This is a genomic window from Vicinamibacteria bacterium (assembly GCA_035570235.1).
Lineage (GTDB): Bacteria > Acidobacteriota > Vicinamibacteria > Fen-336 > Fen-336 > DATMML01.
On sequence record DATMML010000104.1, the window covers coordinates 1 to 13,874 of the forward strand.

Sequence of the window (13,874 nt, forward strand, 5' to 3'; positions counted from 1 at the left end):
GATGCAGATCCCCGGCATCGGTCTGATCATCGCCACCGCGCTGGTCGGCTTCGTGGGGGATCTGCGCCGCTTCCCCTCCGCCCGTCACTTCGCCAGCTACCTGGGCCTCACCCCACGCGAGTATTCGAGCGGCCTGCGCCAAAGGCTCGGCCGCATCTCCAAACGCGGGGATTCCTACCTGCGCATGCTCATGATCCACGGCGCACGCTCGGTGCTGAGCCGTGCCCGCAGCGTTTCCAACCCGGACCGGCTGCGGACCTGGGCCCTGGCTCTGGAGAAGCGAGCGCACCACAACAAGGCCACCGTGGCGCTCGCCAACAAGATCGCCCGCATCGCCTGGGCCGTCTCGGTAGGGGACACCGACTATCGCTCGGTGCCTGCGCCAGATAAGGTCGCCTGACACTTCGCTTTGAAGAGGGAGAAGCTTGACGACGGCTCGCCACCACTGCGGATGCTGAGATCGAACTTGACGGCTGAACAGGTCGGACCGACGCGCGGACAAGCCGAGAACGACGCTGGCCTTCCAGGCCGCTTTCAACGATTGGCTGCCGTGCGTGCGGATTCCGTCATGGCCCGGAGCCCTCAGGGACTCCAACGTTCAGAGGCCGGAGATACGCTTGTAGTCCGCCCCTTCAGCCGAGCGAGACCAGAAACCAGCACACCCAGAGACAGCCAGCCGGGGAGGAACGCCTAACGACTAACGCTCAGGCTTGACTGGAGGAGTCCAGATACTGGTCGTTCGACAGGCTTTCGCTACCCTATCTCTGGAACGGAAAGCGCACGACAGATCTTTTTAGCCAGGTTGTTCGCGATCTCCGTGTGCCGGGGAATGGCCTCGACCTGTCCAGTTGTCGGGTTGCACCAGAGGGAGTGGCTCGCCCCTTCCCGCTTCAAATAGCACCCGTGCTGCCTGAGGTGGCGCAGCAGGTCGCCGCGCTTCACTTGACGGTGACCGTCTCCCGAATGGCATCTGGCGGAAGCCCACGAAGGCCGTCCTCGCGGCGGTCCTCGAGGATGAGGGAGATCGCGGCCGAGAGGCTGTCGAGGGCCTCCTGCTTGCTCTTGCCCTGCCCATTGGCCCCCGGGATCTCTGGAGAGTAAGCGATAAACCACTCTCCGTCACGCTCGAGGACCGCGGTGAACTCGTTCGCCATGCCCTCCTCCCGCTTCTCTAGTGTGCGCCTTTCCTATGGCGCTGTCGAACACTGGTTAGGCGGGCGAGGAGCGATCGGGGTTATGGTGCTGCCCCGAAGTATGCTTCGGGCTGAGAACAGCCAACTCGGGCAATTCGTGTTGATGCTTGCGAGCTGGATTGCGGGGTCCTTCGCGGGGGGGCTAGTCGCGGCACATCTCCCGAGGGGTCGTGACAAGAAGCAGGGACTCCTCGTTGGACTCGGGCGAAGGGGTGCATTGAGCACCTTCCCCCGGAGGGGTGGAGACTTTAGCCGCCTCCACCCCACCAAGAGGAGTCGCGACTACCAGGTGCAGCCGTAAGCTCCCATGGCGGTCTTCGCCGTGTCGAGCGCCATTTTGCACCCTGTGGCTAGTCCGGCTTTTCCTTGAGGAGTCGCCGCAGCCTGCTTCCAGGCCGCCTTGGTCTGATCCAAGGCCTGACGAACCGTCGCCCGACCCGTCTCCGGCACCTTGCCGTCGATGCAAGCCTGATACTTCTTAATGTAGTCGTCGCACTCCGGGACGCCGATGTCACCCGCCGCGGCGGCAGCGGAGGTGCCAGCGTTCGAGGCTGGGGCGGGCTTCGACTCACCGCCGCCGCAGCCGGCCAGAACGATCGCGCCGACGAACAGCGCGAGACCAGGAAGCTTCTTCATATTCCAGAATTCCTTTCTATTAACAGAGGTGGGGGCGCAGTATATGCCAAAACGAGTAACGCGTAAGGAAGAGCCCCCCGGATCGCGCGCAACGCTCTTGAGGAGAGCCGAGGCGGCCGAGGCTTGTGGGAGAGCGGTCAGGGTGATAACCTTTTTGTTTGTCGGTCACGGGAATTGGCGGCTGGAGCGAGGAGTGGCGCGGTGAAGAGGGAGCTCAGGAAGCAGATCAAGCAGGACGAGCTGGTAAGCGGCTTCGAGCACGGCCTGGCCTGGGTGAAGGCGCATTGGCCCGAAGTGCGGATCACGATTACCGTGCTCGCGGTGGTGGGGGCAGCCGCGGGAGCGCTGGCCTACTTCCAAAGCCACCGCACCCGGGAGGCGGAGCAGGCGTTCGCGGAGGCCTATGAGATCTTCCATACGCCGGTCGCCAAGGATCTGCCCGCGGGTGGGGAGCGGCCGACCGGGCCGACGTTCGGCAGCAAGGAGGAAAAATTCAAGCGGGCGGCTGCGGCCTTCGACGGGGTGGAGCGGCGCTTTGCCACCCTACCCGTGGCGGCTCGGGCGCGTTACTACGGAGCCCTCTGCCGCATGGAGCTGGGCAAGCTCGACGAGGCGGAAAAAGCCCTGAACGAGGCGGTGGCCGGCAAGCACGACCTGGAAGCGGCGCTCGCTCGGCTGGCTCTGGCCGATCTCTACTACCGCCGGGGTGACGTGGGGAAAGCTGTGGACGCCTACCGCCAGTTCGTGTCCGACGTCTCCGTGCCCTTCCCTCGGGACTACGCTCTCATGAGGTTGGGCAGCGTCCTCGAGGAAGCGAGGAAGCTGGCCGAGGCCGCCGCCTCCTACCGGCGGCTGACCGAGGAGTTCCCGACCAGCGCCTACGCCCAGGAAGCCCGCCGCCGCGTCGAGTACCTGCAGACCGTCGTGAAGGGTTGAGCATGAGATGAAAAAGCGGACGGCGTGGATTCTGGTCGCGGGCGTGGCCGCGGTCTCCATTGGGGCCGCGGCGGTAGGGGCGTTGGCCCTGCTGCTCCGAGGGTCGCACGGGCGTTCGCCGTTCGGGGGGGGCGAGAGTTACCTCGCTCTCAACCTCACGGGCGAGGTTCCGGAGATCCCCGCCTCCGAGTTCGGCAACTTCTTCGAGTCCTCCCCTCCCTCGCTGCGGGCGCTGGTGGAGAGCCTGGACCGGGCCGCCACCGATCCCAAGGTCAAGGCCGTGCTGCTGCGGGTGAGCGTCTTGCCTGACTCGGGCTGGGGCAAGGTGCAGGAGCTGCGGGACGCGATCCTGCGCTTCCGGAAGTCGGGCAAGCCTGCCTATGCCCACCTGGAGTTCTGCGGAAACAAGGAGTACTACCTGGCCACCGCCTGCAGCAAGGTCTACGCGGTACCGGGGGCTCTTCTGGACGTGTCCGGGCTGCGCGCGGAGGTGACGTTCCTCCGCAAGACCCTCGACAAGCTAGGGGTGCAAGCACAGTTCGAAGGGGTGGGGAAGTACAAGAACGCCCCCAACCAATTCACGGAGTCCAGCTTCACGGAGCCGCACCGCGAGCAGACGCAGGCCCTGCTGGACGGCCTCTTTGGGCAGTACCTCGCGGCCATTGCCGCGGCGCGGGGGAAGAGCGTAGCCGAGGTCAAAGCGGCCGTGGACGAGGGGCCCTACACGGCGGAGGACGCCCGGGCCGCCGGGTTGGTGGACGAGCTGCTCTACCAGGACGAGGTGGACGCCCGCTTGAAGCCCGCCGAGCGCGTGACCCCCGGCCGCTACGTCCGCTCCGCGCGGGGCTTCGGCTTCGATGGCCGGCCCAAGGTGGCCCTCGTCTATGCGGTGGGGGAGATCGTCAGCGGGGAGAGCCAGGCCAGCGGCCTCGGGGGCGAGTTTGCGGGTTCCGACACCGTCGCCCGGGCCATCCGCCAGGCCCGAACCGATCCCGCCATCCGCGCGATCGTGCTGCGCGTGGACAGCCCGGGCGGTTCCGGCACCGCGTCAGACGTCATCTGGCGCGAGATGGGGCTGGCCCGCAAGGCCAAGCCGGTGGTCGTGTCCATGGGGGATGTTGCCGCCTCCGGTGGGTACTACATTGGGATGGGGGGAGATGCGATCGTGGCCCAGCCCGGCACAATCACGGGCTCGATCGGGGTCTTTGGCGGCAAGTTCAGCCTCCGCGGGCTCTACGACAAGATCGGGGTGACCAAGGAGATCCTGACCCACGGCCGGAATGCCGCGCTCTTCAGCGAATACCGGCCGTGGAACGAGGAGGAGCGGGGCAAGGTGCGGAGTCTGATGGTGTCGTTCTACGAGACCTTCGTGACCAAGGCCGCCCAGGGTCGCCACAAGACTTACGAGGAAGTGGACCGCATTGCCCAGGGGCGGGTCTGGACGGGGGCGGAAGCGCTCAAGGTGGGTTTGGTGGACCACCTCGGCGGCCTGGACGTGGCCCTGGCCGTGGCCAAGGAGAGAGCCAAGCTCGGCAAAGACGAGGACGTGGCTTTGGTCGTGCTGCCCCAGCGCAAGAGCTTCTTCGAGGCCCTTATGGAGCGGCAGGAAGAGAATGTCGCGGAGAAAGTGCTGCCCGCGGACGTGCGCTCGGTCCTGCGCTGGATCTCCAGCCTCAACGGTACCGGGCCCATTGCTCGCCTCCCCTTCGAGTTGAGCGTTCGTTGAGGCGGGGATAGTCGGGAGTACCCGGTAGGGAGGCAAAACGTCTTTCTCGAGGACTCTCGCGCGGTGGGGAAGCCGCCTGGGTGCGTTTCACACCCCAACGGGTGTTCCCAGACTCTAAGAGCCGTGCTCTTGACGCAGGCGAGAGACCCAAGCCCGCTGCGTGGCCTCGTAGGTCTGACCGTAAACGCGGCGGAAGGCTTCGTTCACGTCCCCCGTCTCGCCCATGGCCCGCAAGAGGTCGTTCACTCCCCCCTGTCCCCGCTGTGCCTCTAGGTACTCCATGAACGAGAGGGCGCTCAGGTAGAAGCCGGCCACGCCCTGGATGCGGCCGTCGGCCAGGGCCGTGGCCTGCGCGGGCGTGAGCATGGAGCCCACGCGTTTGCCCTCCATGTACTGGGCCAGGCCCTCGTGGATCGGCGAGGGGGCCACCCCCCGGGATCGGTCGGCGATGAAAGCGTGGGTCAGCTCGTGGATGAGGGTGTTGTCCATGTCGGGGGTGAGGGAGGAGGTGAGCCCCCGGATGGGAATGCGGATCCGCCCGTCCAGATGGTTGTAGGCACCCCCCGACCAGGCGGGGGCCCCGGCGGCGTCGTAGTAGCTTTCCTGTGAAAAGAGGATGACGGGAATGGTGGCGGTGGGCTGGTAGTCGAGGGTCACGGACAGGGTGGCGAAGTGGTGTTCGAGCTGGCGGAGGATCTCCCGTCCCACATCCTCGTGCGCGTCGCCGTCGTAGCGCACGTTGAAGCGGGCCAGCCTTTGCTCGGTCATGCCTCTCTCGTCCGCCATGCCCTTTTGCAGGTAGTCCAGGAGCGAGCGCGCCTGGGCGTCCTCGCGGATCTCGAGCGACGCGCGGAGGGCCTCGGCCGCCTCCCGGTTGCGATCCTGACGCATAAGGGCGTAGCCCAGCTTTCGGAGTCCGTCCGGATCCCGGGGCTTCACCACCAGGAAGTCGCGGGAGGCCCCCTCTGCCCCCGACCAATCGCTCATCTCCAGCAGCACGTCCACCAGGAACGCGCGCGCGTCCGGGCTCTCCGGCCGGGCCGCGATGGCGCGGCGCAGATCGGCCAAGGCCTCTCCGTAGCGCCGGTGGGCGCGCTCTTGACTCGCGATCTTGATGAGCACCATCTCGAGAAGCGCCTTCAGCGGCGCCTCCCCGGGGTTGCGGTTAGAGAGGGATTCCGCGACCTGGATGCGGGCGGCGTCCATCGGCTCCCGGGCCTGTAGTTCCTCTACGAGTTGCTTCGTGGCCAGATAGTCCTCAGGAGAGAGGCCACCCGCCGGGACCTCCGCCACCTGGGGGGGGAGCGGCACGGGCGTTGAGGGTGGGGGGGGGAGGGTGATCGCGGCCGGGAGGGACTCGGGGGGAGCGATGGGCAGGGTGGGGGGGGTGGCCGAGCCCGCGACTCTCCCCGGGGGCGCGGTGGGGCGCCTGAGAAGCCATGCGCCCAGGGCCACGGTCACAGCGAGCGCATAGATCCCGAGGACCAGGGTTCGGGGGCGCGGGGTGGGGGCCTCCCGTGGAGCGGGCGTCGAGGGTTCCCGCACCGGGCCCCGCACGCCCGCGGGCCGTAATTTTGCAAAGACGACGCCGCACCGCGGGCACGCGGGTGCCTGGACGTCGGTCTGGCCGCACCGTGGACACTCCATGCCCAAACGGCCCACCACCACGAGCCTAGCCTATACTAGCAGTTCGCCCGGCGGCGCCGCGGATGCGGAGGAAACGTGCCGATGCAAAGACGTGACACGCGTTCGGAAACGTGATGCGCGGCCACACCTCCCCTTGGACGGGGCCCGGGCGGCGGGCCGACGCCTAGTCGCCGCCCCATGAAGGCGAGCGTCGTCGAAGCCACCGCTCCCTGCCGCGTGGACCTCGCGGGGGGAGCCCTCGATATCTGGCCCCTCTACCTCTTCCATCCGGGAGCGGTCACGCTGAGCGTGGCCATCGACCGCCGAGCCTGGTGCCGGGTGGAGACCGGAGTGGCGGGAGTGCGTCTGGAGTCCAAGGACACCCTGCAGAAGGCCGAGGGAAAGGACGTGGCCGAGCTACTGGGGCACGGCGCGCTTTCGCTCGTGGCTCACATCCTGCGCTCCTTGGGGATCGAGTCGGGAGTGAGGGTCACGACCCAGGCGAAGGTGCCGGCGGGCGCCGGCCTCGGGGGGTCGTCGGCCCTGGCGGTGGCGGTGGCCGGGGCGGCGGCCCGCGCCACGGGCCGGGATCTGACCCCGGCCGATCTTTGGCCGATCCTGCGGGACGCGGAGACGCAGTGCTTCCGCGTCCCGGCCGGGGTCCAGGACTACCTCACGGCCATCCACGGGGGGATCCTGGCCGTGCATCTGGAAACGGGGGCCGTGCGGGCGGAGCGACTGGAAACCGATCCCGGGAAGGTCGAGGAGTCACTGATCCTGGTCGACCCCGGGGTCACACGCTCTCCCGGGATCGACAACTGGAGCCTGCTCAAGGGACAGGGCGAAGGGGACCCGCGGGTGGGGGAGGCCCTGGCGGCAATGGCCTCCGCCGCCCGTCGCCTGCGCCAAGCCCTGGTCTCGGCGTGCTACCAAGAGGTGGGTGCGCTCATGGTGGAGGAGTGGGAGGCCCGAAAGCGGTTGGCACCCGGGGTCTCCACGCCCGAAATCGACCGGATTACGGAAGTGGCCGCGTCGGCCGGAGGCGGGGCCAAAGTCTGCGGGGCGGGCGGGGGGGGGTTGGTGGCTGTGTGGGCGACACCGGGGGAGCGCTCTCCGGGCACCCGCGAGCGGGTCGAGGCGGAGCTGCGCTCGGAGGGCTTCCGTTTCTTCCCCATCCGCGTGGACCTACTCGGCTTGGAACTCGAGTAGGCGGGCGGGGCCAGGATCCCATATAATGGGGGTTTCGGAGAGGGAGCAGGAATGATCCAAGCGACTCAAATGAAGCGCGGGATGTGCATCAAGCATGACAACGACCTCTATCGGGTCGTGGCCACCCAGCACATCACCCCCGGGAACTGGCGCGGGATGGTACAAGCCAAGATCCGCCACCTGAAGAGCGGGTCCATCATCGAGCACCGCTTTCGCTCGGACGACCGCGTGGAGCGGGCCATTCTAGACGAGACGGAGATGGAATTCCTCTACAAAGATGGCGACATGTACCATTTCATGAACAACGAGAGCTTCGAGCAGATGGCCCTCTCCGCGGAGGTTTTGGGGGATGCTGTCCCTTACCTCTTTCCGAATATCAAGCTCAAGATCGAGATGTACGAGGAGCGTCCGGTGGGCATCGAGCTGCCCCTGACCGTGGAGCTGAAGGTGGTGGAGACGGAGCCCGCCATCAAAGGGGCCTCGGTCTCTAACCAGAGCAAGCCGGCGCGGATGGAGACCGGCCTCATGGTGCAGGTGCCCCCCTTCATTGCCGAGGGGGACGTCATCAAGATCGACACCGCCAGCGGCGCCTATATCGAGCGCGCAAAGTAGGGCCGGGTGCCCACCAACCGCCCCGCTCCTGCCGGCTCCGGTTGGGTCGAGGTCATCACCGGCAGCATGTTCAGCGGTAAGAGCGAGGAGCTGATCCGCCGGATCCGTCGGGCCCAGATCGCGCGCCAGAGGGTGCAGATCTTCAAGCCCCAGATCGACGCCCGCTATTCCTCCGACGAGATCGTGAGCCACTCGGACATGAAAATGCCGTCGCAGGTGGTGGCCTCGGCGGCCGAAATCCTGGAGCGGGTCGGGCAGGACACGGAGGTGGTGGGCATCGACGAGGGACAGTTTTTTGACCTCAGCCTGGTCGACGTGGTCAATACCCTCGCCGATCAGGGCCGACGCGTGATCGTGGCCGGGCTAGACCAGGATTACCGGGGCCGGCCCTTCGAGCCAATGCCCCAGCTCCTGGCGGTGGCGGAATACGTGGACAAGACTCTGGCCATCTGCATGCGCTGCGGCGCCCCCGCCAACCGCTCTCAGCGGCTGGTGGCGGCCAGGGACCGGGTGGTGGTGGGGGGATCCGAGCAGTACGAGGCCCGTTGCCGAAAGTGTTTCCAGCCGGGTGCGGATCGTTTCGAACCGTAACGCCTTGCGGCCTTCGCCCGCGGAGCCCGCAGTGGCGCGGAAGCTCGATCATGAGTTTCATCAAGACCTTGGCGACCGACCCCGAGTGCCGGCACGGCGGTTGCAGGCTTCTTTTCGGCTATGACTGCTTCCGAGCCCGTTCCCATCGTCCGCTGTCGCCTGGGGGGCCCCAGCGAGGCTCAGCCATCCTCGCTCCGCTACGTGCCCCTGGTGGAGTTTGGGCTGTGGAAGCACCTGATGGAGACCCGCCACGTCCGGGAGGTGAAGGTGGAATCCGTCTCCATCTGGATCGCCGAAGACGCCGCCCGTTGGAACTCCGGGTTCGTCCCCGAGGACTTGGAGCCCGTGCTGCGCGTCCGTCTGGAGCTCCCGGGGCCACACGGTGTGTCCGTCCCCGTGGAGCGATACTTCCCGGCCGAGACCTATCCCCAGGCCCAGGAGGCACTGCTCCGCCACTTCGAGGATCTCACCTGCCCGAAACGGGTAGTGGCGGTCCCCGGGTATTTCGTGCCTTCCGACGAGCGGACGGTCTCCCCCGCCCTTACCGCCTAGCCACCCCTCCCGCGCAAGCGGCGGTGGGAATCTTGGGTCGCGTGCGCGGCCCGCGACGGCTCCCGGCTTGGGCCTGATCCAGATCGATGGCGCCCAGGGGGAGGGCGGCGGCCAGATCGTGCGCACGGCTCTCGCTCTGGCGGCGGTGACGGGACAGGGGTTTGAGCTGAGCCGTATCCGGGCCGGCCGTCCGCGATCCGGACTGCGGCCTCAGCATCTGGCCGCGGTTCGGGCCGCAGCCTTGATTTGCGCGGCGCGGGTGGGAGGGGCGTTCGATGGCTCCCCCGACCTCCGTTTCGAACCGGGACCGGTGGCGTCGGGCGAGTTCCATTTCGAAATCGGCACCGCGGGGGCCGCGACCCTGGTCCTGCAGACCGTTCTGGGGCCCCTGGCCACCGCCGGGGGGGCGAGTCGGCTGGAGGTCGTGGGCGGGACCCACGTGCCGGCCAGCCCGAGCTTCCACTACCTGGCAAACCATTGGGCGTCGGTGGTGGGGCGGCTCGGGCTGCTCCCCCGCCTGTCCCTGACCCGGGCCGGATTCTATCCGCCGGGGGGAGGCGAGGTGCGGGCGGAAGTGGGGGCCTGGCGTCCGGCCTCTCTCTTTCTCGAAGAGCGGGGAGGACTCGTGTCCGTGCAGGGGACGTCGGGGGCGGGACGGCTCAAGGGAGACGTGGCGCGCCGACAGCGCGACGCGGCGCAGGCCTGGCTCTGGGAGCGGCGGCGGCTGGAGACTACGTGGGAGGTTCTCGACCTCGAAGCGGCGTCTCCGGGGTCGTTCCTGCTTCTGGAAGCTGTCTTCGAGAACGGCCGCGCTGGGTTTGGTCTCTTGGGGGAGCGGGGACTGGGGGCGGAGCTGCTGGGAGAGCGGGGGGCCCGTCGCCTCCTCAAGTTCCTGGATGGGGAGGGAGCGGTGGACGCGCAGCTCGCGGACCAGCTGGCTGTGCCGCTGGCCCTGGCCAGGGGTGGGGGACGCGTGTCCACAGGCGAGGTGACCAGTCACCTCGAGACCGTCGTGTCCGTGCTCTGTCGCTTCGGGATTCCCGCCCGCACCTGGGGACGGCGCGGGGGCCCGGGGGGCCTGGAGGTCGAGCGTTGTTGACCCCCCCTCGCCGGGCGGCTAGCATACACGCGATCGTTCTCTGCTCGTTGCCGATCCTCGGAAGCGCCGGCTGCGGGCTCAAGCCGGTGAGCCTCCCCTCGGTTCCCATTCGGCCGTTGAGGGCGGCGACCCTCGAGGAGGTGGTGGCCGCGTATGACGGGTACTGCAAGGGGATTCAGAGCGTCAGCGCGTCCGGCGACCTGGACGTCCGAGACTACCGGGCGGGCCGGGGGCGGCGCGTCCGCGTGCGCGTGGTCGCGACCCGCGGGGGGCACCTGTACCTCAAGGGATCGGTCGCGGTGATGACCGCCCTGGAGGTGGTGGCGGACGGCGGGCGCTTCTGGTTCCAGCTCCCGGGCAAGAAAACCACGTGGACCGGCCGCAGCGACGTGCCCCCCCGCGTGGACGACGACCAGGCGCCCTACTACGTGCTCCGACCCGCGGACCTGACCAGCGCCCTCCTCTTGGAGCCGCTCGACCCCCGCGCAAGCGATATCCTGGTCCTGGAGGGGGACCGAGAAGCCTTCTCCCTCACCCTTTCCCGTGGGGAGGGGACCAGGGCCGTGGCGCGTCGCCGAATCTGGCTCGAGCGGGAGACCCTGCTCCCCCTCCGAACCCGAACCTACGACGAGCGGGGAGACGTGCTGAACGAAGTGAAGGTCGGGGACTGGGAGGACAAGGCCTTCCATCGGATCGTGGTCTCGCGTCCGGTCCAGGGTTACGAGGCCGCCTTCGCCTTTGAGAAAGTGGAGACGAACGTCTCCATCCCAAACCGGGCCTTCGTGCCGCGCATCCCCGAGGGGTACCAGGTGATCGAGGTGGACGGCCGGTGATACGGAATTCGGGGTCTCCCCGCCGCCCCCGGGCACGATGAACAGCCCCATCTTGAAGACCGAGGATCTCCGCATGATCTTCCGGGCCGGCCACCTGGAGGTTCACGCCCTGCGCGGGGTGGATATCGAGGTCGACCGGGGGGAGTTCGTGTCGATCATGGGTCCCTCCGGCTGCGGTAAGTCGACCCTCCTTCACCTCCTGGGGGGCCTGGCCCGGCCCACCTCGGGGCGCATCTTCGTGGACGGGGTGGAGATGTCGGTGGCGTCCGACACCGAGCGCACCCGTACCCGCCGCGAGAACATCGGCTTCGTGTTCCAGCGCTTCAACCTCCTGCCCACCCTCACCGTCCGCGGAAATCTCGAGATCGCGCGTCAGATCCAGGGCGAGAGACCGCCTCCCCGCGAGCGTCTGATGGAGTTGCTGGAGATGGTGGGGTTGCCCCACAAGGTCCAGATGAAGCCCCTCGAGCTCTCGGCGGGGGAGCAGCAGCGCATCGCCATTGCTCGCGCCCTCGTCAACAGCCCCGCGATCCTGCTCGCCGACGAGCCCACCGGGAACCTCGACTCCGTAAACAGCGGCCTCATTCTCGATCTCTTCAAAGGCCTGAACCGTCGCCTGGGCCAGACCATACTGATGATCACCCACAACCCAGAGGCGGCGGCGGTGACCCACCGCCGGGTGGAAATGAGGGACGGGCGGGTGATCAGCGTCGGGGGCTTCTCCCAGGTCGCCACGGGGGCGGCCACGTGAGCGCCCCCTTCTCGCCCTTGGCCCGGTTGCTCCTCTGGGACTACGACCGGGGTAGCCTCGCTTATGATCTCCTCTGCGGGCTCGTGCTCCTGCTGGTGGTATTGCTCCCCGCCGCCTGGTGGGGGGATCCCATGGCCGGGCCCTGGTGATCCTGAGCCTGGTCGCGCTCGCCCTGGCCGCCACCCCCACCGACGCGGGGGCCGTCCTGCGCTCGCTGGAGGAGGCGGGCCGCGCCCTGCACACGTTGCAGGCCTCCTTCACCGAGACCAAGGTCCTGGTGCTCCTGGACGAGAAGGCGGAGAGCCGGGGCACGGTGTTCCTGCAGGTCCCCGGGCGGTTCCGCTGGAACTACGAGGCGCCCCAGGAGAGCGTGGTCTTGGTCAAGGACGGCCGGTTCGCCCGCTATTTTCCGAAGAGCAAGCAGGTCTTCCGGGGCGAGGCCAAGGGTGAGGCCGATCTCCTGGTGGGCTTCGGCCCGGGGGCGTCGGGGCTGGGCAGGAAGTACGAGGCCACCCTCGTGGGGGAGGAGGGGGTGGGGGAGGTCCGGACCTACGTGCTCGACCTCAAGCCCCGGGCCGGGCAAAGCGGGCTCTTCTCCGCCATCCGGCTCTACGTGGACGAGGCCCGCTTCGTTCCCGTGCAGACCCGACTCACGGAGCCCACGGGGGATTCCACAACCGTGCGCTTCGAGAGAATGCGCATCAACGAGAAGTTGCCCGCAGGGGCCTTCGAGCTTTCCCTGCCCAAGGGCGTGGTCGAGGTAAGGTGAGGGCGTGCCTATGAAACGGGCGTTCCTCGCCCTGCTCCTCCTCGTCGGCCCTGCTCGCGCCCAGGAGCCTCCTCCCTCCGACCCCAACGACGTCGTCAACGCCCTGCTCGGCGGCCTGCTCGGCTTCCGCGACCTGACCGGTCCTGAGCTGCAGAAGGAGGTGGCGGAGGTGGGGGGCGTCCCCTTCCGGTCCGACGTACCCGTGGACTTCATGACCCGGCCCGATCTGGCCCGCTATCTAAAGAGCCTCTTCGACGCCGAATACCCCGAGGCCCGGGCCCGGGTCGATCAGCGGATCCTGGTCGGGCTCGACCTGCTCCCCGCAGACACGGACCTGCGTGCCCTGCGCGCGCGGATTCTGGAGGAGAACATCGCCGGCTTCTACGACGAGCGGCCGGGCAAGAAGCGCCTCTACGCGATCAGCGAGGACCGCCGTTTGACTCCCGCGAACCAGCTGATCCTCTCCCACGAACTGCGGCACGCCCTGCAGGACCAGTATGTGGACGTCCACCACGCCCTACCGGACTCGGTGGGGGACTACGACGACCGGAGGCTGGCCTGGCTGAGCCTGTTGGAGGGAGACGCCACCTGGGTCATGGAGCGCTTCCTGCTGCGCCGACTGCCGGGGGGGGAGGAGGCGGAGGAAGCCCTGGGCTCGCTCACCCTGCCCACGCCGTCGGTGCCGGGGGCGCCGCCGGTGGTCCGGGACCAGCTCGTGCTGCCCTACCTCGTGGGGCGCGATTTCGCTCGCGCCCTCTGGAAGCGGGGGGGCGCGGAGGCATTGAGAGAGGCCTGGCGACATCCTCCCGAGTCCACGGAACAGGTCCTGCACCCGGAGAAGTACTTCTCCCACGAGTCGCCCCGCCCCGTGGAAGCGTCCTACGTGGCCCCGGGGGGGAAGCTCTTGGGGGAGGGCGTGCTCGGCGAGCTGCTGACGCGCACCCTTCTGGGGGAGGGCGAGGAGGCAAACGCGGCCGGCTGGGGCGGGGACCACTACCGGGCCTGGGACCTGGGGGGACGCACGCTGCTCGTCTGGCGGTCCGTGTGGGACAGCGGGGAGGCGGCCCGAGCCTTCCTGACCGCCGCGCGGGCGCGCTTCGAGCGCACCCGCGGCGCTCCCGCGAGGGAAGAGGGCTACGCCGTCTATGGGGGTGGGCCTTGGAGGTTTGCCATCGGCGAGCGAGGGGGGGGCGTCCTTCTCGTCTCCTCGGATGATCCCAAGGCCCTCCGCGAGGCCCTGCACGTAATGGCCGCCGCACCTTGACAAGTCGGCCGCGTGGCACCGATAATCGCCGCGCTCGCACAAGGTACCAGGACTAGGCGATCTCAGGCGGAAGGCCT

17 protein-coding genes are annotated in these 13,874 nt (G+C 68.2%); 13 read left to right on the forward strand and 4 right to left on the reverse strand.

The window, feature by feature from the left end; translation table 11 throughout:
• Window positions 1-400 (forward strand): IS110 family transposase (locus tag VN461_19720; GenBank protein HXB57002.1); only part of this gene is annotated, 400 nt, incomplete at its 5' end.
• Between the two features lie 353 nt (window positions 401-753).
• Here the strand turns inward: VN461_19720 and VN461_19725 are convergent.
• The 3 genes from VN461_19725 to VN461_19735 all read right to left on the reverse strand — a co-directional run bounded on the left by VN461_19725 (window position 754) and on the right by VN461_19735 (window position 1,829).
• On the reverse strand, window positions 754-942 hold the full coding sequence (locus VN461_19725) for a type II toxin-antitoxin system HicA family toxin (protein HXB57003.1): 189 nt from the start codon (window positions 940-942) through the stop codon (window positions 754-756).
• On the reverse strand, window positions 939-1,154 hold the full coding sequence (locus VN461_19730; GenBank protein ID HXB57004.1) for a type II toxin-antitoxin system HicB family antitoxin: 216 nt from the start codon (window positions 1,152-1,154) through the stop codon (window positions 939-941). The genes VN461_19725 and VN461_19730 overlap by 4 nt, the downstream gene beginning before the upstream one ends.
• A gap of 321 nt (window positions 1,155-1,475) precedes the next feature.
• Complete coding sequence (locus VN461_19735; protein HXB57005.1) at window positions 1,476-1,829, reverse strand: hypothetical protein; 354 nt, start codon at window positions 1,827-1,829, stop codon at window positions 1,476-1,478.
• A 201-nt stretch (window positions 1,830-2,030) separates the two neighbouring features.
• Here VN461_19735 and VN461_19740 point away from each other — a divergent pair, with 201 nt between their 5' ends.
• On the forward strand, window positions 2,031-2,765 hold the full coding sequence (locus VN461_19740; GenBank protein HXB57006.1) for a tetratricopeptide repeat protein: 735 nt from the start codon (window positions 2,031-2,033) through the stop codon (window positions 2,763-2,765).
• 7 nt (window positions 2,766-2,772) lie between these two features.
• The gene (gene sppA / locus VN461_19745) at window positions 2,773-4,491 is read left to right on the forward strand and encodes a signal peptide peptidase SppA (protein HXB57007.1); all 1,719 of its coding nucleotides are present in this window, start codon (window positions 2,773-2,775) and stop codon (window positions 4,489-4,491) included.
• A gap of 114 nt (window positions 4,492-4,605) precedes the next feature.
• Here the strand turns inward: sppA and VN461_19750 are convergent, their stop codons facing one another.
• Window positions 4,606-6,036, reverse strand: a complete 1,431-nt coding sequence (locus VN461_19750; GenBank protein ID HXB57008.1) for a tetratricopeptide repeat protein — start codon at window positions 6,034-6,036, stop codon at window positions 4,606-4,608.
• Between the two features lie 279 nt (window positions 6,037-6,315).
• Here VN461_19750 and VN461_19755 point away from each other — a divergent pair, with 279 nt between their 5' ends.
• The 10 genes from VN461_19755 (at window position 6,316) to VN461_19800 (ending at window position 13,797) form a co-directional block, all read left to right on the forward strand.
• Window positions 6,316-7,326 (forward strand): hypothetical protein, encoded by a 1,011-nt coding sequence (locus tag VN461_19755; GenBank protein HXB57009.1) that lies wholly within the window; start codon window positions 6,316-6,318, stop codon window positions 7,324-7,326.
• 51 nt (window positions 7,327-7,377) lie between these two features.
• Entirely contained in the window at window positions 7,378-7,938 is a 561-nt protein-coding gene (gene efp, locus VN461_19760) for an elongation factor P (protein HXB57010.1), read from the forward strand.
• 6 nt (window positions 7,939-7,944) lie between these two features.
• A complete protein-coding gene (locus tag VN461_19765) occupies window positions 7,945-8,529 on the forward strand; it encodes a thymidine kinase (protein HXB57011.1) in 585 nt (194 codons plus the stop codon).
• A gap of 120 nt (window positions 8,530-8,649) precedes the next feature.
• Window positions 8,650-9,081, forward strand: coding sequence for a hypothetical protein (locus tag VN461_19770; protein HXB57012.1), 432 nt, complete (start codon window positions 8,650-8,652; stop codon window positions 9,079-9,081).
• Between the two features lie 67 nt (window positions 9,082-9,148).
• Complete coding sequence (rtcA, locus tag VN461_19775) at window positions 9,149-10,180, forward strand: RNA 3'-terminal phosphate cyclase (GenBank protein HXB57013.1); 1,032 nt, start codon at window positions 9,149-9,151, stop codon at window positions 10,178-10,180.
• Window positions 10,177-11,013, forward strand: a complete 837-nt coding sequence (locus VN461_19780) for a hypothetical protein (GenBank protein HXB57014.1) — start codon at window positions 10,177-10,179, stop codon at window positions 11,011-11,013. The genes rtcA and VN461_19780 overlap by 4 nt, the downstream gene beginning before the upstream one ends.
• A gap of 52 nt (window positions 11,014-11,065) precedes the next feature.
• The gene (locus VN461_19785; GenBank protein ID HXB57015.1) at window positions 11,066-11,764 is read left to right on the forward strand and encodes an ABC transporter ATP-binding protein; all 699 of its coding nucleotides are present in this window, start codon (window positions 11,066-11,068) and stop codon (window positions 11,762-11,764) included.
• Complete coding sequence (locus VN461_19790) at window positions 11,761-11,913, forward strand: hypothetical protein (protein ID HXB57016.1); 153 nt, start codon at window positions 11,761-11,763, stop codon at window positions 11,911-11,913. Before VN461_19785 ends, VN461_19790 begins: the two co-directional genes overlap by 4 nt.
• Complete coding sequence (locus VN461_19795) at window positions 11,910-12,533, forward strand: outer membrane lipoprotein carrier protein LolA (GenBank protein ID HXB57017.1); 624 nt, start codon at window positions 11,910-11,912, stop codon at window positions 12,531-12,533. The genes VN461_19790 and VN461_19795 overlap by 4 nt, the downstream gene beginning before the upstream one ends.
• Window positions 12,534-12,543: 10 nt before the next feature.
• The gene (locus tag VN461_19800) at window positions 12,544-13,797 is read left to right on the forward strand and encodes a hypothetical protein (protein HXB57018.1); all 1,254 of its coding nucleotides are present in this window, start codon (window positions 12,544-12,546) and stop codon (window positions 13,795-13,797) included.
• Window positions 13,798-13,874 lie beyond the last annotated feature (77 nt).